The 18,649-nt window shown below is 61.6% G+C and carries 15 protein-coding genes; 14 read left to right on the forward strand and 1 reads right to left on the reverse strand.

The genetic code is table 11. From position 1 onward, the window contains the following. Nucleotides 1-222 precede the first annotated feature (222 nt). Nucleotides 223-624, forward strand: coding sequence for a LysM peptidoglycan-binding domain-containing protein (locus H3V08_RS01560; protein ID WP_081830756.1), 402 nt, complete (start codon nucleotides 223-225; stop codon nucleotides 622-624). Between the two features lie 257 nt (nucleotides 625-881). Further along, on the forward strand, nucleotides 882-1,361 hold the full coding sequence (gene nrdR / locus H3V08_RS01565; RefSeq protein ID WP_033497249.1) for a transcriptional regulator NrdR: 480 nt from the start codon (nucleotides 882-884) through the stop codon (nucleotides 1,359-1,361). A 77-nt stretch (nucleotides 1,362-1,438) separates the two neighbouring features. Here the strand turns inward: nrdR and H3V08_RS01570 are convergent, their stop codons facing one another. Further along, on the reverse strand, nucleotides 1,439-3,709 hold the full coding sequence (locus H3V08_RS01570) for a HelD family protein (protein ID WP_198181388.1): 2,271 nt from the start codon (nucleotides 3,707-3,709) through the stop codon (nucleotides 1,439-1,441). A 590-nt stretch (nucleotides 3,710-4,299) separates the two neighbouring features. On the opposite strand from H3V08_RS01570, the gene mraZ reads away from it, so the two are divergent. From mraZ to H3V08_RS01630, 12 genes are all read left to right on the forward strand, one after another. Next, nucleotides 4,300-4,758 (forward strand): division/cell wall cluster transcriptional repressor MraZ, encoded by a 459-nt coding sequence (gene mraZ, locus H3V08_RS01575; protein WP_232340233.1) that lies wholly within the window; start codon nucleotides 4,300-4,302, stop codon nucleotides 4,756-4,758. 29 nt (nucleotides 4,759-4,787) lie between these two features. After that, a complete protein-coding gene (rsmH, locus tag H3V08_RS01580) occupies nucleotides 4,788-5,903 on the forward strand; it encodes a 16S rRNA (cytosine(1402)-N(4))-methyltransferase RsmH (RefSeq protein WP_198182069.1) in 1,116 nt (371 codons plus the stop codon). After that, nucleotides 5,903-6,370, forward strand: coding sequence for a hypothetical protein (locus H3V08_RS01585; protein WP_198181390.1), 468 nt, complete (start codon nucleotides 5,903-5,905; stop codon nucleotides 6,368-6,370). The genes rsmH and H3V08_RS01585 overlap by 1 nt, the downstream gene beginning before the upstream one ends. Continuing rightward, nucleotides 6,367-8,151: a peptidoglycan D,D-transpeptidase FtsI family protein gene (locus H3V08_RS01590; RefSeq protein WP_198181391.1), complete on the forward strand. Its 1,785-nt coding sequence runs from the start codon at nucleotides 6,367-6,369 to the stop codon at nucleotides 8,149-8,151. The genes H3V08_RS01585 and H3V08_RS01590 overlap by 4 nt, the downstream gene beginning before the upstream one ends. Before the next feature lie 47 nt (nucleotides 8,152-8,198). Continuing rightward, complete coding sequence (locus H3V08_RS01595) at nucleotides 8,199-9,077, forward strand: hypothetical protein (RefSeq protein WP_033489835.1); 879 nt, start codon at nucleotides 8,199-8,201, stop codon at nucleotides 9,075-9,077. Between the two features lie 9 nt (nucleotides 9,078-9,086). Then, on the forward strand, nucleotides 9,087-10,601 hold the full coding sequence (locus H3V08_RS01600; protein ID WP_232340049.1) for a UDP-N-acetylmuramoyl-tripeptide--D-alanyl-D-alanine ligase: 1,515 nt from the start codon (nucleotides 9,087-9,089) through the stop codon (nucleotides 10,599-10,601). Nucleotides 10,602-10,675: 74 nt separating this feature from the next. After that, complete coding sequence (gene mraY / locus H3V08_RS01605; RefSeq protein WP_033489837.1) at nucleotides 10,676-11,779, forward strand: phospho-N-acetylmuramoyl-pentapeptide-transferase; 1,104 nt, start codon at nucleotides 10,676-10,678, stop codon at nucleotides 11,777-11,779. Nucleotides 11,780-11,866: 87 nt separating this feature from the next. After that, nucleotides 11,867-13,300, forward strand: coding sequence for a UDP-N-acetylmuramoyl-L-alanine--D-glutamate ligase (gene murD / locus H3V08_RS01610; RefSeq protein ID WP_198181392.1), 1,434 nt, complete (start codon nucleotides 11,867-11,869; stop codon nucleotides 13,298-13,300). Continuing rightward, nucleotides 13,284-14,513, forward strand: coding sequence for an FtsW/RodA/SpoVE family cell cycle protein (locus H3V08_RS01615; protein WP_033489838.1), 1,230 nt, complete (start codon nucleotides 13,284-13,286; stop codon nucleotides 14,511-14,513). Before murD ends, H3V08_RS01615 begins: the two co-directional genes overlap by 17 nt. Nucleotides 14,514-14,527: 14 nt before the next feature. Further along, on the forward strand, nucleotides 14,528-15,748 hold the full coding sequence (locus tag H3V08_RS01620; protein WP_198181393.1) for a UDP-N-acetylglucosamine--N-acetylmuramyl-(pentapeptide) pyrophosphoryl-undecaprenol N-acetylglucosamine transferase: 1,221 nt from the start codon (nucleotides 14,528-14,530) through the stop codon (nucleotides 15,746-15,748). Nucleotides 15,749-15,944: 196 nt separating this feature from the next. Beyond that, a complete protein-coding gene (locus tag H3V08_RS01625) occupies nucleotides 15,945-17,621 on the forward strand; it encodes a UDP-N-acetylmuramate--L-alanine ligase (protein ID WP_442859354.1) in 1,677 nt (558 codons plus the stop codon). Continuing rightward, on the forward strand, nucleotides 17,618-18,646 hold the full coding sequence (locus H3V08_RS01630; RefSeq protein ID WP_332461779.1) for a cell division protein FtsQ/DivIB: 1,029 nt from the start codon (nucleotides 17,618-17,620) through the stop codon (nucleotides 18,644-18,646). The genes H3V08_RS01625 and H3V08_RS01630 overlap by 4 nt, the downstream gene beginning before the upstream one ends. The last annotated feature ends 3 nt before the right edge of the window (nucleotides 18,647-18,649 follow it).

Here is an 18,649-nt window from a genome sequence, read left to right on the forward strand (position 1 = left end):
GTTTCCTCGGCCGCTGTCTGACCGGGGAGTGAACCCATGCCTGTCTCGGGTCTGTATGGGACGGTGCTCACGGCAGGCTCCTTTCCTAGTTGCTGCCGGTAATCGTATCTCAGCAAAAAGCAAAAATCAAACAAATGTTCGAATGGGGCTTGCCAAGTTCTCAGACCCATGGCACAATGAGAACATCTGTTCGATAGAACATTTGTTCGAAAGGGGCTTCTGATGACAGCTTGCAGTGCTACTAAGGTTCTCGTGCCGTCCTCTGCGTCGGGTCGGTCATCCCTGTACCGGCTCAATGGGTTGAAGCCAGCCGGTCATAAGGTGGAATCAAGGAGGATTCGACTGAACGCAAGAGGCAGGCTTATCACCTTTCTCCTGAGTGTGGCGCTCGTTTTTGCGGGACTCAGTGTCGGTGTCCAACATGCCGAGTCGACCACGGGTCCCCAGGAGGTTATCTCCTACACGGTTCGTCCGGGTGACACAATCTGGTCTTATGCAGCCTCGGTCACTCCAGCCGGAGGGGATGTCAGTGCTTCGGTTGACCAAATCATGCAGATGAACAATCTGTCCTCTCCCAGACTTCAGGTCGGTGACCGAATACTGGTCCCGGACAATCAGGCCTGATGTCCTTTTCGTTGCTTATCCGGCCGTTCTCTTGCCGGTGAGGAGGTACCCCTCGCTTGCCGATGTCCGCTTCGTTTTCGATTGAATGGGGTTGTTTGCGGATGGCGGTACGGATGGAGTGGGCGTGTTCCAATCCTTGAACACAAGATGTGGCGGCTCCTGCAGGCCCGCGTGATCGAAGTCGAAGGTTATGGTGATAGTGTCCAGTGTCGGCTCACTGCCTTATTTCTGGGCATGCAGGCGCTAAACTGGCAGGCATGCATTGTCCTTTCTGTCAGAATCCGGATACGAAGGTTGTGGATACCCGTATCAGTGAAGATGGTCACGCCATCAGACGTCGCCGTGAATGCCCGGAATGCTCCCGGCGCTTCACCACGGTCGAGACCTCCATACTCCTGGTGATGAAGAGGTCCGGTAATGCCGAGCCTTTCGACAGGGACAAGGTCATTACGGGTGTTCGAAAGGCATGCCAAGGCAGGCCCATAGATGAGGATGACCTCAAGCAACTGGGCCAGCAGGTCGAGGAGGATCTCAGGTCGCGAGGTCTCGCACAGGTCGACTCGGAAGAGGTTGGCAAGGCCATCCTCAAACCACTTCGAGAGCTTGATGAGGTTGCCTACCTTCGTTTCGCCTCGGTATATCAGAACTTCGCTGGATTGGCGGATTTCCAGTCCGCTATTGACTCCTTGCGAGAAGAAGACGAATCCGCGGACCGACAGGAATCAATATCCGCCTGAAACCGGGATGGTCGTGCGGTCGAACCCACTGACTGCACGACCATGCTGCGTGGTGCTGCCTAACCGGCCTTATCTGATTACAGGTCCAGGGACTGCGCGTCCTCGCTGGTCTGTATGACGACCAGCTTCTGTGTGGGGCGGGTCATGGCGACGTAGAGATCGGCCGCGGCCGTGAGCCTTGATGGGGCGTCGTCTTCTATTCGTCCGGGGTTGACCAGGACCACGGCATCGAATTCCAGTCCTTTGGTCTGGTTTGTTTCGGTCACCAGGATCTGGCGGTCCCACAGGGGTTGATCCTGTACGGCGACGTATTCCGGGTTGGCTGCAGTGATCTGATCGACCAGGCGCTGGAGCGGCTGAACCATGTCGTCGGGTGCTATGACCGCGAGACGACCTGTTCCGTCATTGCCCACATATTCCCCTGCCAGGGAGTATATGCGATCGCGGGCCACTTCCATGAGCTGGTCCAGGGTGTCGACCCGCACCCGCTCGACGGCGTGATCAACCTGGCGAACGGCTTCCAGCGTGGATACCTCGAGACCCTCGGACCTGGCAAAGTCTGAAGCCAACTGAGAGACCTGGCTGGGATTGCGGTAGTCAATGGTGAGCTGGCGCAGGTCCCATTCCTCGGGGCCGAACAGTCGATCCATGGTCCGTTGCCAGGATCTGGTCCCTCCAAGAGCCGCGGTCTGAGCCACGTCTCCGACGATGGTGAAGGATCGCGAGGGGCACCGCCTGATCAGCATCCGCCAGTCCATGGCTGTGAGTTCCTGGGCCTCGTCAACAACGATATGACCGAAGACCCATTCGCGGTCGCCGGCAGCCTGTTGGGCCGCCAGGGCTTCTTCCGAGCCGTTGATGGAGTCCAGGAGCATCTGGGATGTGACGATGCCCGAACCGATTCCACTCTGGGCCAGGGTGTCGCGGGCGAACTGACGTTCCTCCTCCTTGCGTGCCTCCTCGGCCCGGCGGCGTTCATCTTCTCTGGGGTCGGGACCGAGGAGTTCCATGGCCTCATCGAGAATGGGGATGTCCGAAACGGTGAGTTCCGATCCGCTGGGCCGGGTCAGCTCTGATATGTCATCGTTGCTCAGCCATGGGGCGAACCTGCGCAGCCGGTCCGGACGTGACCAGAGGTTGTCCACCAGCCAGAGGGGGTTCATGGGCAGCCAGGCAAGGTTGAGGGTACGGCGGACCTTGTCGTTCATCCTGAGCAGGGAGGTGGCCCGGGCAAGCTCGTCCTCTTTGGGCTCGTAATCCAAACGTTCCGCATAGCGGTTGGTCATGGCCGCTAGAGCCGACCGGACGAATGTGGCTCGGGCCCGGTTATGCGGCTGACGGCTCCGGTGGGCATCGGTCAGGGCCTCCTCCAGATCGATGGCAAGCATGGGCACCGACACCCCATCCACCATGACCGTTGGCAGGTCCTTGGGGACCCGTTCCCGTGCGGCAACGGCTCTGGCCACCACCTGGGCCATTCTGTGATCGCCCTTGAGCATGGCGGCCCGAGGGGAATCATGGGCCTTGGCGCTGATGCCAGGGATCAAATCCGCCATGGTCCTGCTCAGTACGCCGGTCTCACCCAGAGAGGGGAGAACCTGGTCGATGTAATGCAGGAAGGCCGAACTCGGGCCGACCATCAACACGCCTGAGCGCTCCAGCATGCGCCGATGTGTATACAGCAGGTAGGCGGCACGATGGAGGGCCACTGCAGTCTTGCCGGTACCCGGTCCGCCTTGGACCACCAGGGGGTGATTCATGTCGGATCGGATGATTCGGTCCTGCTCCGCTTGGATCGTGGCCACGATATCGGTCATCCGCCCGGTCCTGCGGCTGGAGAGCGAGGCCATGAGGGCGCCCTCTCCGGCCAGGGTCCCCCTGTCGGCTGCCTGGCCCACCTCAGGTGCCTGGAGGTCAAGAATCTCGTCCTCGATGCCCGTGACCTTCCGGAAATTCAGCGTGATGTGACGACGCATGACGATATCGCCATGGTTGGATGGGGTCGCTTCATAGAAGGGTCTTGCCGCCTCGGCGCGCCAGTCGGTGAGAATGGGCTCATGCTCCTTGTTGAGCAGTCCCAGCCGGCCGATGTATCGACGCTGGTTTTCGGTGGTGTCCAGACGCCCGAAGACCAGGCGGTCCTCAACCGCCCGGAGCTGGGTCAGCCTGTCCTCGTACATGGTGGCGAACGAATCGCGCTCGGTTCGCTGGGTGGGTGATCCGTGTGAACCTGCCGCCCTGACCGCATCCAGTCGGGTCTGAGCCTGCTTCCGCAGGTCGTCCAACCGTCCGTAGGCCTTGTCCACCGCTTCCTGCTCTTCATGCAGCTGTGAGGAATAGCTTGACATGTGCTTCCATTTCTGTGGCGAATTTGCGGGTAGACCGCCGGTAATCAAAAAACCGGGCTACTAAATATACCGCTTGACCTCTACCTTTCCTTGTATTCCGCCACCTTTTGGCCGGAATCGACATGAACCTACGAGGATGGTCTCCATGGTGCGGGCATCCTCATTGGTTGCCTGGGGAAGCTCGCCACGCTATATGAGCATCGAGTGGGACGGTCACAGCAGATACAGGAGAAAATCGCCGTCGTGGATTCCCCCATCGGAGCTGGGAATCCGATTGTCCGGGACCGGTAGGAGGAGTTGTTCCGCCTCGGTTTTCACGACTTGCAGGAATCGGGAAGAAACGCCGTGTGAAGTCAATTTTGGTGTCAAAACCCTAATTCGGTGTCCATTTGGCACATTGGTGGTGATTCATGGTGATTCGTGGGGTAAAGTGGGGAACGTTGTGAATCGGGGCGCCTTTCTGACTGGGGAGTCCCCTCGGTGCTCGTTGCATAGGAGGTGGGGAAATGGCTGACAGGCCACTTGAAGCGACCCCACCGGTCCAGGACCTGGAAACAGGCCGAAATGGCAACGGAAATGATCAGGATGTAATGCAGGGCACGGCCCTGCCGCCCCTCCTGCTGGGCACTTACACGCCCAAGATGGATGCCAAGGGCCGCATGGCCCTGCCGGCAAAGTTCAGGACCGAGTTGGGTCAGGGTCTGGTCATGACCAGGGGGCAGGAGCGATGCGTCAGCCTCCTTCCCGTGGACGAATTCCGCCGGATGGCCGTGAGAATCCAGCGCACCTCCATGGGCAACAAGGCCGCCAGGGACTATCTGCGCGTCTTTCTTTCGGGTGCCGTCGACCAGACCCCGGACAGGCAGGGTCGCATTCTCGTGCCGCCCATGCTCCGCGATTATGCACGGCTCACCTCGAAGGTGGTCGTGATCGGTGTGGGCACCAGGGCCGAGATTTGGGATCAGGATGCCTGGCAGACCTATCTGGACAGCAAGGAGCAGGGGTACTCCGACATTGCAGACGACGTTCTGCCGGCGGTGGACTTCTGATGGGCGCCATGGAAGAGAACCGGCGACAGATGACCGGCAGGCCCGACCAGGAGGCTGTTGACAGGGGACAGGTGCACCAGCCTGTGCTCCTCCAGACCTGCCTCGACCTTGCCGCCCCTGCTCTGGACCATCCCGGAGCCACGGCGGTGGATTGCACACTGGGATTGGCCGGACACGCCACGGCCTTCCTGAAGGCTTGCCCCCAGGCCAGGTTGGTGGGCATCGACCGCGACAGGGAGGCGCTGGACCTGGCCACCGGCAGGATGCGCGATGCGGGTCTGGACGATAGGTTCATTCCGGTCCATGCCGCCTTCGACCAACTGGATCAGGTCTTGTCGGAGGCCGGGATCGGTCAGGTCGATCTGGTCTTTATGGACCTGGGCCTCTCCTCTCTGCAGATAGACCAGCAGGACCGGGGGTTCAGCTATCGCCAGGATGCCCCCCTGGATATGCGTATGGACACCGACCAGGATCTGACCGCGAGTCGGATTCTTGCCGAATACAGCCAGGAGGACCTGACCAGGATTTTCAGTGCCTACGGGGAGGAACGTTTCTCCGGTCGCATAGCCCGGGCCATCGTTGATGCGAGGGACAAGGAACCCCTGACCACCTCGGCGCAGTTGGATGACCTGGTCGACAGGACCGTGCCCAAGGCCCACAGGGCTCCGGGCAATCCGGCCAAGCGGGTTTTCCAGGCTCTCCGAATCGAAGTCAACGGTGAGCTGGACAAGCTGCAACGGACCCTTCCGCAGGCTGCTCTGAGACTGGCCCAAGGAGGGCGCTTGGTTGTGGAGTCCTACCACTCCCTGGAGGACCGCGCCGTCAAGAGGTTCATGGGGGCCGGTCTGCATGTGGACCTGCCTGCCGGCCTGCCTGTGGTCCCTGAAGAGGCCAAGCCCTTCTTCAAGGATCTGACCCACGGTGCCATCAAGGCTGACCGTCAGGAACTCGACATGAACCCACGTTCCGCTTCGGTGAGACTGCGGGCCGTGGAATTGACCGGCCCCATTCCCGAGGAACGGCGCAGGGAAATGGAAACCCTGTCCAAACACACTGACTTCGCTGACTCCAAGACCCGGAAAGGGAAGGGAAGGGGCCGTTCGGGCCCCGCCGGGTCCGTACACGCTTACAGAAGGGGATTGTGATGGCATCGGCAGCTCGTACCGTGCGCTCCAAGGCGACACCGGGCAAGGGTCACCCGCAATCGCAACCCATTTCTACCCGTCCTGAACTCAGTCTGATCAAGGGTGGCCGGTCCGACGAAAGGAGCGTGGCGGAGGGGGCCAGGAAGGTCATCTCCTGGACCCGCAACCGTGGTACTCCCATGATGCACATCCTGGTGGCGGTCATCTTCCTGGCCGCCTCCATGTTCGGATCCCTGATGCTCCGTACCCAGATGATCCAGAACTCCTTTGAGGCCACCCGGGTCCAGAACTCGATCAGCAACCTGACCCAGGATGTCCAGGACGACCAGAACCAACTGGACCAGCTCCAGGCTTCCCTGCCCGATAAGGCCCAAGAACTCGGTATGCAGCCTCAGCAGGGCCTGAATTCCATCGATCTTCAGGGATACCAGGCTCCTTCCATAGACGCGACGGGCGGTCAGCAGTGAGCCGCAGATCGGGTACGTCCATCTCGTGGCGTCGTCCTTTCTACCGCAGGTCGCTGGTGGTGGGCCTGGTCTTGGTGATTGTTGCGCTGGCGGCCCTTGGCAAGCTGGCTTATATCCAGCTGTTCGACGGTCGGTCCATGGCCCAGGCTGCGGCTGAAAGCCGCACGGTTCCGCACACCATCAAGGCTCAGCGAGGGCGGATTCTGGATGTGAATGGGCGGGTGCTGGCCCAGAGTCTGGAGCGGTACACGATTGCGGGCGATCCGAAGGCTGCGGCTGATTTCGTCCCCATCGACTGCACCAAGAAGACCGAGGAGAACTGCCACAGTATCGGCGGAAACCCGGTTGGGGCCGATGGAGCGGCAGGCGTGGCGCGTCTTCTTGCGCCCGAGCTGAACATGAATGCCATGGAGCTTGGCGGCAAGCTCAGTGTGCCCGGGCGTTATGTGATTCTGGCCAAGCAGGTCACCCCCGAGGTCAAGCGCTCCATCGACAAGCTGGGGCTGGCCGGTATCATCACGGCCGAGCTCAGCAGCGAGCGCACATACCCGCATGCCGACCTGATGGGTTCACTGATAGGCGGCATCGACGCCGAGGGCAAGGGTGTCGCCGGCCTGGAGCAGCTCGAAAACAGACAGTTGACGGGCAAGGATGGATACGAGGTCTACCAGCAGGGGATGCTGGGCCAGCAGATTCCCGGCACCGTGACCAGGTCCAATCCGCCCGAGAACGGTAAGGATGTACGGCTTACCATCGACCAGGATGTGCAGTGGTACGTCCGCCAGGCCTTGAAAACCGGTCGTGATCGATTCCACGCGGACTGGGCTCTGGCCGTGGTTCAGGATACCCATACCAACCAAATCGTGGCCTTGGCCGACACCGATGACTATCTGGCAGGCAGCGATGATGCCAAAATCCACTCATCCCGTGCCGTGGCCGAGACCTTCGAGCCTGGTTCCATCGGCAAGACCATCGCCATATCGGGTATGCTCCAGGAACAGCTGCACACCATGTCCGACAAGTTCACCGTGCCGGACCACATCACCGTCGACAACCAGCAGTACAAGGACGCCTTCGACCATCCCACTGAACACTGGACCCTGGCTGGCATACTCCAGAATTCCTCCAATGTGGGCATGGTCATGGCAGGCGACAAGTACCCTGACCAAAAACGCTATGACTACCTGACCAGGTTCGGCATAGGCCAGCCTTCCGCTTTGGGGCTGCCCGGCGAGTCCAAGGGCCTGCTGACCACGCCTCAGACCTGGGACCGCCGTACGCGCAACACTGTTCTCTTCGGTCAGGGCTATGCCACCAATGCCATCCAGCTCACCAACGCGGTCGCCACCTTGGCCAACAAGGGGGTGCGCTCCGACCAGTCCATCATCCTCAGCGAGGGGAAGACCAACGCCAACCAGGTCAGGGTGGTCGATGAGGCGGTGGCCGCCTCGCTGATGAACGGCATGGAATCGGTGGCCGAGCTCTATCAGAACACGGCCAGGGTCGAGGGGTACCGGGTGGCTTCAAAGACCGGTACGGCCGAGGTGGCCGATAACTCAGGTAAGCTGACCGGCATCATCAGCGACTGGGTGGGAGTCCTCCCGGCCGACGACCCCCACTTTGTGGTTACCGTGGTCCTGAAGAACCCCAAAAGCAGTGACGGTGTCTTCGGCAGCATCACGGCCGGCCCGGTCTTCGCCCAAATCGGTGAATTCCTTATGCAGAAATACCGGGTCCCCGCCTCCTCGCCGAGAACCGATGCTATCCCGGTAGAATGGTGACACCGGCGGGCCACCGTCGAATTCCCGAGCAAAGGAGAGATTGAAGAATGAGCGCGTTGAGCGAGTCAATCTCCCGAAGAATGACCCTGGGACAGCTCAAGGGGAGGTATGGGCTGACCCTGATTCCTTCGTTTGCGGAACCCGTCACGGTCACATCCCTGGCCAATGACCTGGTATCAGTGCGTCCCGGCAGCCTCTATGTGCCGGATGGGGAGGCAGACCAGGGCATGGTGGACGAGGCCGAGCGCAGAGGCGCCTATGCCGCCCTCCTGCCCTCCACGGATCGGCACAAGATACGAAATGCTCAGATTCCCCTCCTGTTCGGCAATATGCTTCCTTCCCAAATGGGACAGCTCCTTTCCACTGTGGCGGGTGATCCTTCCAGTTCCCTGGCCGTCTTCGGCCTGGTCGGGTCTGATGTGTACGGCGGGGTGGATACCCTGGCCGAATTCCTGCATGTCCTGGGCAATCCGGTGGGGGTCATCAGCGCCCACGGTTCCTATTCCCTCGATCGCGAGCTGAATTTGGACTACCCGCTGAGCATGTTCGACATCCAGCGTTGTCTGTCCATCTACCTTGAGGATGGCGCCGCCGCGGTTGTCATATCGGTGGGGGAGGAGACCCTGCAGAAGGATGCCCTCCGGTCTGTCGACATGGACGTGGTGGCCCTGGGTGAGCAAGAGGCTTCCGCCAGCGATCTGCGACGTGCAAGGATGCTCTCCCATGCCCGACGATTCGGATTCGGCCTGGGCGGGCGGACCACTGTGGCACGGCGAACCGACGATTCGGATTCCCTGGCCAGGCAGTCGGTGCTCCCGGGATCGCCCTTCGAGGATTTGTCCCTGTGCATAGCGATGACCATGGCCGCCGGGGTCAAGCGCAACAACATCAGGAGCGCCCTGCGTGTCTCCCGCGAAATGTCCTGAGAGGTGAGGATGAGTCAGTGTGTTCAGGCAGGGACCATGCCCATGACCCTGCAGGAGGTAGCTCGGAGTGTGTCGGGCCGTCTGATTCCCGTCGAAGGTTCGGAGCCGATTGAAGGTGGCGCCGCCCAGTCCGTATCGCTCCGGGTGGTCTCAGATTCACGGCAGGCAGGGGAGGGCTCCCTCTTTGTGGCCATCCGTGGAGAACGGGTGGACGGGCATGATTTCCTGCCCGGGATGGGTGCCCGTGGAGTGTGCGCCGCCCTGGTGGACCACCCGGTTTCCGGGGCTGACCTGCCGCAGATTCTGGTGGATGACACCATCGAGGCTCTGGGGCTCCTTGCCAAGCGCAATATTGAACTGCGCCGGGCGGCGGGTACTGATTTCACGGTTATCGGCATCACCGGTTCTGTCGGTAAGACCACGACCAAGGACCTCCTGGCCTCCCTGCTGTCAGCACTGGGGACGGTCGTGGCTCCGGTCGGTTCCTTCAATAATGAGATAGGACTGCCGCTGACAGCCCTGCGGGTGGGTGAGGGGACGCGGTTCCTGGTGGCCGAGATGGGGGCCAACCATATTGGTGAGATAGCACATCTGACCAGGATTGTTCCCCCTGACCTGGCCCTGGTCCTCAAGGTGGGTGTGGCCCACCTGGGCGAGTTCGGCTCGGTGGACCGCATAGCCCAGGCCAAAAGCGAGATGGTCCAAGGACTGGTCCCTGGAGGGCTGGCCGTGCTCAACGCCGACGATTCACGTGTTGCTGCCATGGCGCCTCTCTCTCCGGGCGGTGTCCTCAGGTTTGGCATGAACGAGGAGTCGTCTGATTTGGATGCCTGCGCGACCGATGTGGTCAGGGACAGGCTGGACCGCCCCTCTTTCACCCTGGCCTTCGCCGGAGCCGATCCTGTCCGCGTCCACCTGGGCATATCGGGCATGCACAATGTGATGAACGCCCTGGCTGCGGCTGCGGTAGCCCATCATCTGGGTCTGGACCCCGATGCCATTGCCGAGGGTCTGGGCCGGGATGCCAGGATCAGCCCACACCGCATGGCTGTGGGAACAGTACGGACCGACAGGGCGGGATTCACCCTGATTGATGACTCCTTCAACGCCAATCCCGATTCCATGCGGGCCGGTCTGGATGCCCTGTCCACCTGGCAGGGAGCCGGGAACCAGGGCAAACCCTACCGGGTCGCGGTCCTGGGCGTCATGCTGGAACTCGGTGACCAGGCGGCGCAACTGCATGAGCAGATCGGTGCTTACTGCCGTCGGATCGATCTGGATGCCCTGGTTGCCGTGGGCTGTGATGATGCATCAGCAAACGACCTGGTCCAAGCCATGGTTCGGGGGGCCGGCGGAGAGACCGGGGGGTCCGATGTGCCCATGCGGGTCATCTATACGCCCGATGCGAACCGGGCCGGAGAGACGGTAGAGGGTCTGGCCGCAGAGCATCCCGGAGCCCTAGTCCTTTTGAAGGGGTCGCACATGTCCGGCCTTTCGGCCCTGGCAGACAGGTGGCAGGGCTGAGGTATGGGTAAGCTGGAGACCTGTTTTCAGGCGAAGTCGTTCACGGACATGATCCAAGAGTTGGAGTACACACAGTGATAGCCCTCATCATAGGAATTCTGGTCTCCCTGGTGGTCACGCTGGCTGGCACCCCTCTGCTGATCAGGTTGGTGCACCGTCTTCACTACGGGCAGTACATCCGCCAGGACGGTCCCCAATCCCACCAGATCAAGAGGGGGACTCCGACCATGGGCGGAGTGGTCATCAACCTGGCCATCCTCCTCGGGTGGGCCGCTTCCGCGCTTTACCGCTACTTGTCGCGGGGAGAGACTCCATCCCTCTCGGCCATGCTGGTCCTCTTCGCCATGCTCTCCATGGGCGGGCTGGGCTTCATCGACGATTTTGCCAAGGTCCGCAAGAAGCAGAACCTGGGTCTTTCCGTCAAGGCCAAGTTCACCGGGCAGTTCATCCTGGCCACGATCTACGCCATCCTGGCCCTTCAGCTCCCCACCAAGAACGGCTTTCCCAGCGCCCAGGCCGGGATATCCTTCGTGGAGCATCCCATCATCAATTTCGAGGCGGCGGGCCATGTGGTGGCCATCATCCTCTTCATCATCTGGGTCAACCTCCTGATGACGGCCTGGAGCAATGCCGTCAACCTGACCGATGGCCTGGACGGCCTGGCTTCGGGCAGTTCCATGATCGCCTTCACCGGGTACACCGTCATCGCCTTCTGGGAGAGCTACCACCTCAAGGGATCAGGGCATCCCGGCCATTCCTATGCTGTTTCGGACCCCCTGGACCTGACCATCATCGCCTGCTGTGCGGCCGTGGCCTGCTTCGGCTTCCTCTGGTACAACACCAATCCGGCCTCCATCTTCATGGGCGACACGGGATCCCTGGCCCTGGGCGGGCTCTTCGCGGCCCTCTCCATCGCGACCCACACCGAGCTTCTGGCGGTCATCCTGGGCGGACTTTTCGTGATCGAGACCGCTTCGGATGTAATCCAGGTGGGGTATTTCAAACTGACCCATAAGCGTGTCTTCAAGATGGCACCCATCCACCACCACTTTGAATTGCTGGGATGGCAGGAGTCCAAGGTTGTGGTCCGGTTCTGGATGATCGACCTGATTTTCGTCCTCCTGGCCCTGGTCCTCTTCTACGTGGACTGGGTGGCCCGGTCCGGCCTGCCCATCTGAGCGGCTGAAATTGCAGGGTATCGGTCCACCGGCGGCCGGAACCACACCCAGGAACCGCCGGTCGAGTGAAACGGGGTGTTTCCCTTCATGGACATGAGCGACAAGCGGGTACTGGTCGTAGGGTTGGGCATCTCCGGCAGAAGTGTGGCCGAAGCCCTTCGGGGACGTGTGGCCGCCGTGACCACCCTGGACCAGAACGTGGCCGAGGCCGACCTCCGGGACTTCGAGTCCATCGACTGGGACCAGACCGACCTGGTTGTGACTTCACCGGTCTTCAACCCGCGCACTCCCTTCATCCTGGAAGCGCAACGGCGAGGCATTCCGGTGGTGAGCGAAGTCGAGGCGGCATGGCGTATGCGGGTGAACAGTACGCGGACCGGAGCCCCGGCATCCTGGATAGGCATCACGGGCACCAACGGGAAAACCTCGACCACACAGATGGTCTCGGCCATGATGGAATCATCGGGTATGCGGGCACCGGCGGTCGGCAACATCGGTAAGGCCGTCTCGCAGGCTGTCCTTGATCCTGCAAATGATGTGCTGTGCGTCGAGTTGAGTTCCTTCCAACTTCATTTCACCGAATCGCCGGTCCTGGAGTGCGCGGCCATCACCAACCTGGCTGCCGACCACCTGGATTGGCATGGCGGGTTCGAGCAGTATGCCGCCGACAAGGCCAGGATTTACGAGGGTGTGCGTAAGGCCCTGGTCTACAACGCCGATGATCACCGGGTGTGTGCCCTGGCCGACCAGGCCCATCCTGCTCCCGGATGTGCCAAGGTGGGATTCACTCTTGGTGCCCCCGAGCCAGGCCAGATCGGCGTGGACGGCGGCTGGGTCGTCGACATGAGCGGTCTCGGTGGAGGTCAGCCGGGACTGGCCGAGCGCCTGGTCGCCCTTGCCGACCTGACCCACCTGTGCGAACCGGACGGGACCGTCTATCCGCATCTGCTGGCTGATGCCCTCTGTGCCCTTGCCCTGTGCCTGGGTGCGGGCGCCGATAGGGATGCCGCCCTGGAGGCCATGCGGGTCTTTGCGCCGGGAGACCATCGAATCCAGACCGTGGCCAGCCTGGGGTCCGGGGCGGAGGCCATCAGGTTTGTGGATGATTCCAAGGCCACCAACGCCCACGCTGCCAAGGCCTCCCTGTCCAGCTACCCGGACGGCTCAGTGGTCTGGATTGCCGGCGGCCTGGCCAAGGGAGGTCGGTTCGAGGACCTGGTACGGACCCAGGCCAGACGGATGGCAGGCGCCGTCATCATCGGCAAGGACCAGACCACCATGCTTCAGGCCTTCGAATCCGAGGCTCCGGATATCCCCCTGACCATCATCGACCCGGACTCCGAACAGGATGTCATGGGCAGGGCCGTTCGGGCCGCCGGAGATTACGCCCACCCCGGTCAGGTGGTCCTCCTGGCACCGGCCTGTGCCTCCATGGACCAGTTCAAGTCCTATGCCGACCGTGGTCGGAAATTCGCTGACCAGGCCAGGAGGTGGGTGAAGGCTCATGGCGAAAACCGCTGACCCAAACAAGGACGACAGGAGCAAGGGCAAGGGAGGGGCACGCGACCCATATCGGGGCTGGCGGGCCATCCTGAATCCGGTCTGGTGCTATAACGGGTTCGTTACCTCGGTCATGGCCACCACGGTCTTCGGTCTGATGATGGTCTTCTCTTCGTCCTCGGTCGATCTGGTGGCCCAGGGCAGTTCTCCCTGGAGCCAGGTGATTCGACAGGCCATCTACTGCCTGGTCGGCCTGGCCTGCGCCTTCGTTGCCCAGCGCATCAAGGTGGAGAGTTATCAACGTTGGTCGATGGCATTCCTGGTTTTCAGCCAGTTTACACAGCTTCTGACACGTACCCCACTGGGGCGCTCGGCAAACGGCAATCAGGGGTGGATATCAATCGGCGGCATCTCCATGCAGCCGGCCGAGATGCTCAAGCTGGCCTTGTGCATCTGGCTTCCCCAGGCGCTGATAGTGGCGCAGCACGAGATTCGTGACGGGAAGGATCCCGCCCATCCCTGGACACCATATTTGAAGCCGATTATCGGATTTGTACTCAGTTTCGGCCTGATCATGCTGGGCAAGGACCTGGGTACGGCCATGATCATCGTCATTATAGGTTTCGTGGCCTTCTTGGTTTCTGGTTTCCCCCTGAAGTGGCTCCTGAGTCTGGCCACGCTCGGCCTGGCCGGAATCGTCGGCTTCTCCGTCATGGGGAACGGCAACAGGACCCAGCGCATCCTGGCGGCCTACGGGGAGTGCTCGGCCGATGACATTCAGGGAATCTGCTACCAATCCATACATGGACTCTATGCCATGGCCTCCGGTGGACTCACCGGTGTAGGGCTCGGCAATTCCAGGGAGAAGTGGAATTACCTGCCCGAGGCGCATAACGACTTCATCTTCGCTGTGATCGGCGAGGAGCTGGGCTTCTTCGGTGCAGTCCTGGTCATCGTGGTCTTCATCGCCATGGGATGGTGCATGTTGCGCATCGCCCTGACCACCGAAAACAGGTATGCCGGTATGGTCCTGGTCTGCCTGGATGTATGGCTGGTGGGTCAGGCCCTGATCAACATCTGTGTGGTCCTCGGACTTCTCCCGGTCATCGGTCTGCCGCTACCCTTCGTCTCCGCAGGCGGTACGGCTCTGATCATGTGTCTGGTTTCGGCCGGAGTGGCTCTGAGCATGATTCGTACCCAACCGGATGTCAATGCCATTGCTACGGGGGAATGAGTAGAATCTTCACCATGATTGACGAGGACCGGACTGAAGTGGCAGAGCAGAGGAAAGAGGCCGGAAAAAGGCCTCATGTGGTCTTGGCAGGAGGCGGCACTGCCGGGCATGTCAACCCCCTGTTGAGTGTGGCAGCTGCCCTGCGGAAGGAATGTCCCCAGGCGCACATCAGCGTCATCGGCACTGCCGTGGGTCTGGAGCATGAACTGGTCCCTGCTGCGGGATTCCCCCTGGAAGCAATCGAAAAGGTGCCCTTTCCCCGTCGGCCCAACCTGGATGCCCTGAGATTCCCTGTGCGTTGGTGCAGGGAGGTCGCTAAGGTCAAGGAGATTCTCCGCCGCCAATCGGCCGATTTGGTTGTCGGTTTCGGTGGGTACGCCGCGGCACCGGTATACCGGGCGGCCAGGGTGATGGGCATCCCCATCCTGATTCATGAGCAGAATGCCCGGGCCGGCATGGCCAACAAGCTGGGAGCCCGTTGGGCAGACTATGTGGGAACCGCATACGCGCACACGGGCATCAAGGCCCGCCCCGGCGCTCCGGTCGAACGTGTCGGTCTGCCCCTGAGGCCGGCCATTGCGGATCTGGTCGACAGGATGGAGCGCGATCCCCGGTCCGTCCGGGTCGAAGCAGCGACACGGCTGGGCCTGGATCCGGACCGGAAGGTGATTCTGGTGACAGGTGGCTCCCTGGGAGCAGCCAGTCTCAACAAGGCCGTATCCGCTTCCGCAGGGAGGCTTCTGGAGCTGGGGCAGGTGATTCACCTGACCGGTCGCGGCAAGGCGGAACAGGTGAGCAGGCGTGTGGTCGGCGACCTGGGTGAGGGAGTGGTCACCGATCTGGATCCGGCGCATCGTGGGTCCGGTGATTACCACATGGCCGAGTATCTGGAGCGCATCGACCTGGCCTTTGCCTGTGCCGATCTGGTGATATGCCGGTCCGGTGCAGGCTCCGTCAGTGAATTGACGGCGCTGGGACTGCCTGCGATTTACGTTCCTCTGCCGATCGGCAACGGAGAACAGCGGTTCAATGCCCAGCCTGTGGTCGAGGCAGGGGGAGGGGTGATGGTGGGCGATGCCGACCTGACTCCTGCTTGGATTGAAGACCATGTGCCCGGCCTCCTGGCCGATGAGGACGCGCTTCGGACCATGCGACGACGTTCATGGGAATACGGTATCCGTGATGCCGCTCAGGTCATGGCTTCCCGGATCCTATCCACGGCCGGGAAGGGCTGATGGTCACCCCAGGTCCATGCCTGGAAGCGGCTTCCCCTGCGTACAGGTCTGCCGCCATAATGAAGTCAGTATGAATCGTCCGAGGAGATGTATCTTGCCCAGCAATGATCGTAGGAATCCAGCCACAGGGAACCAGTCGGCTCAGGCCATGGACTCGTCGGTGCCGACTTCGGATTCTCCGTCCCTGTGCTCGGGTGTGACGCAAGGCGCTCAGGGTGCCGACTCGGCAGGGCTGGATCCGACCCGTGATTCACTGGCCGGATCGGGAATCACCGACCCGCGGGCCCTGGGTGCGACCCACTTCATCGGTATCGGGGGAGCCGGTATGAGTGTTCTGGCCGAGATGCTCCATGAGACCGGTGTCCAGGTTTCGGGTTCCGACAGGCAGGCCAACGAGAAGACCGAGCGTCTGGAGAAACTGGGCATTACGGTTCACATAGGTCAGAAGGCCGAGAATGTGCTGGGTGCCCGGACCGTGGTCTGGTCCAGTGCCATCAAGCCGGATAACCCTGAGATTCTGGCGGCACGTGCTCAGGGCTCCAGGATCCTGCATCGCAGCGACATCCTCGCCCTCCTGATGGCCTCGCGGCGTTCCGTGACCGTCGCAGGTGCTCACGGTAAGACCACAACCAGCGCCCTGACCGCCCATATCCTGACTGAGGCCGGAACAGGTCGGCTCGCCGATCCAAGCTACGCCATCGGGAGCTCCATCCAGTCGGCACAGGGGGCCATCGACGGCGGACATGTCGGGCAGGGTGACGTGCTTGTGGCGGAGGCGGACGAGTCGGACGGCAGTTTCAACAAATACCACCCCACCATTGCCATCGTTACGAATGTGGAACCCGACCATCTGGACCATTATGGAACGCCGACCGCCTTCCGCCAGGCCTTCGTCGACCATGCCCGCCGTGCCGAGGGGTACCTGGTCATCTGCGGTGACGACCAGGGGGGACTGGATGTACTCAGGGACCTGGATGGGGATTGCCGGGCCAGGATTGTGGTCTACTCGACCGGGACGCGTTCGCAGCTGGGGGAGGAGACCCTGAAGGGAGCCAGTCTGGTCAGAATAGTATCCGAGTCGGAGGCCAGTGGATCCGGGCGTGAACGGTGCACCCTGCGGATTCCTTCCAATCTCCTGGACCTGAATGCAGGCGGGTCGGGAACCGATACGGTGAGGTCCGGCGGTTCAGGTGATTCCGCAGGCCGGGGGGATTCGACGGACCGGACGGTCGACATCCCCGTCGACCTGGCCATACCCGGCCTGCACAATGCCAGGAATGCCGCTGCGGCCATCATCGCCTGCACCCTTCTGGGTATGGATCCCCAGGCCGCAGCCAGGGCGGCGGGGGACTTCCGTGGCGCTTCCAGGAGGTTTGAAGTCAGGGGGGAGATAGGCGGCGTGACCCTGGTGGATGACTACGCCCACCATCCCACCGAAATCGCAGCCCTTCTGGATGCCGCCCGCAGGCGGTATCCGAATCGGGTCATCCGGGTGCTCTTCCAACCCCACCTGTTTTCAAGGACCCGGATCTTCGCCGACCAGTTCGCTGCAGCCCTGAGCCAGGCGGACGATGTGACCGTGACCGGTATCTTCCCTGCCCGGGAGCGCCAGGAGGACTACCCGGAGGTTCGCCCTGATACCATCCTCCAGGCCCGACGATCCGCGAAGGCGGAGGATGCACCGGGGCACCAGGCCGACTTCCACGCATGTGAGGACATGAACCAGGCGGCTCTGGATGTCGCTGACCGGGCTCAGCCCGGTGATGTCATCATCACGGTCGGGGCCGGTGACATCACAACCATGGGGCAGGTCATCCTTGACAGGCTGGCCTCCAGGTCCGAGGGCCGGGGCCGGAGAGAGGGCGTACGGTGACAACCCGCAGAGTCATCAGCTCACAGGACCCGAAGGGGCAAGAGGGGTCCAAGCGGTCGGTCAAGTCCGGAGGACTGATTTCCCGCCGGGGGAAAATCAAAGGGAAGACACCGGCTGATGTCGACAAGTCGTCCGCCCGCACCATCAGCTCAACCAAGAAAAGCAAGACCGACGACTTCGTCGACGCCAGGAACATGCCCTCCAACCAGGCGGTATCGAACCGTATCGGGGCCGACCAGGATCAGCAGGGCATGGGGGTCTTCGTCCGTCCCAAGGTCATCGATTTCCAGGCCAGGGTCCAAGAAAAGAAGTCGGTCAATCGCCGGGTCATCCTTATCCGTACCGGTATCTCCGTCCTGGTGCTGGCCCTTGTTGCCGCCCTGGTCTGGCTTCTCTTCATCTCGCCCGTCTTCAGGCTACATGCCGAGGACATCGAGGTTTCGGGCGGCAATGCCTGGGTGAACAACGAACGGGTGGAGACAATCGTCAAAGGGCAGGGTGACCGGTCCCTCCTGTTGATTTCGACAGGGGCGATCGAGCGGGACATCGGCGGTATGGCCGGAGTGACCGACGCCCAGGTGCACAAGCACTTCCCCCACGGTCTTCGTGTGACCTTCAACGCCCAGGAGCCCACTGCAATCCTCAAGGATTCCAACGACACCATGACTGCCGTGGACCGGGAAGGGCGGGTGCTCAACACCGTCGACAAGCCGGTCAATGACATTCCCATCATCCAGGTGTCCAACCTGGAACACGGCAAGAGCGACCTGGTGGTCAAACAGACCCTTCGGATACTCTCCGCCATGCCTGAAACGATGCGCCACTCCGTGACCAAGGTGACGGCCGACACCCAGGATTCCATCACCACCGAGCTGAATAATGGTGAGCGCGTGATTGTCTGGGGCGACAGCTCCGATCTGAAACTCAAGCTGGCCGTCGTGGATAAAATCATCAACGATCCCAGCAAAATCGGAGACAAGCACCAGCTCGATGTCTCCGCGCCCCTCAGGCCCATAGTCAGATAGGTG

This window comes from Bifidobacterium sp. M0307 (genome assembly GCF_016100445.1).
Classification (GTDB): Bacteria; Actinomycetota; Actinomycetes; order Actinomycetales; family Bifidobacteriaceae; genus Bombiscardovia; species Bombiscardovia coryneformis.

Bases quoted from the DNA above. Each gene is read 5' to 3' on its own strand.
- H3V08_RS01600 (WP_232340049.1), top strand. From the start codon at position 9,087: ATGAGTCAGTGTGTTCAGGCAGGGACCATGCCCATGACCCTGCAGGAG.
- mraZ (WP_232340233.1), top strand. From the start codon at position 4,300: ATGCAGGGCACGGCCCTGCCGCCCCTCCTGCTGGGCACTTACACGCCC.
- nrdR (WP_033497249.1), top strand. From the start codon at position 882: ATGCATTGTCCTTTCTGTCAGAATCCGGATACGAAGGTTGTGGATACC.
- H3V08_RS01620 (WP_198181393.1), top strand. From the start codon at position 14,528: ATGATTGACGAGGACCGGACTGAAGTGGCAGAGCAGAGGAAAGAGGCC.
- H3V08_RS01570 (WP_198181388.1), bottom strand. From the start codon at position 3,709: ATGTCAAGCTATTCCTCACAGCTGCATGAAGAGCAGGAAGCGGTGGAC.
- rsmH (WP_198182069.1), top strand. From the start codon at position 4,788: ATGACCGGCAGGCCCGACCAGGAGGCTGTTGACAGGGGACAGGTGCAC.
- H3V08_RS01615 (WP_033489838.1), top strand. From the start codon at position 13,284: ATGGCGAAAACCGCTGACCCAAACAAGGACGACAGGAGCAAGGGCAAG.
- H3V08_RS01560 (WP_081830756.1), top strand. From the start codon at position 223: ATGACAGCTTGCAGTGCTACTAAGGTTCTCGTGCCGTCCTCTGCGTCG.
- H3V08_RS01595 (WP_033489835.1), top strand. From the start codon at position 8,199: ATGAGCGCGTTGAGCGAGTCAATCTCCCGAAGAATGACCCTGGGACAG.
- H3V08_RS01585 (WP_198181390.1), top strand. From the start codon at position 5,903: ATGGCATCGGCAGCTCGTACCGTGCGCTCCAAGGCGACACCGGGCAAG.
- murD (WP_198181392.1), top strand. From the start codon at position 11,867: ATGGACATGAGCGACAAGCGGGTACTGGTCGTAGGGTTGGGCATCTCC.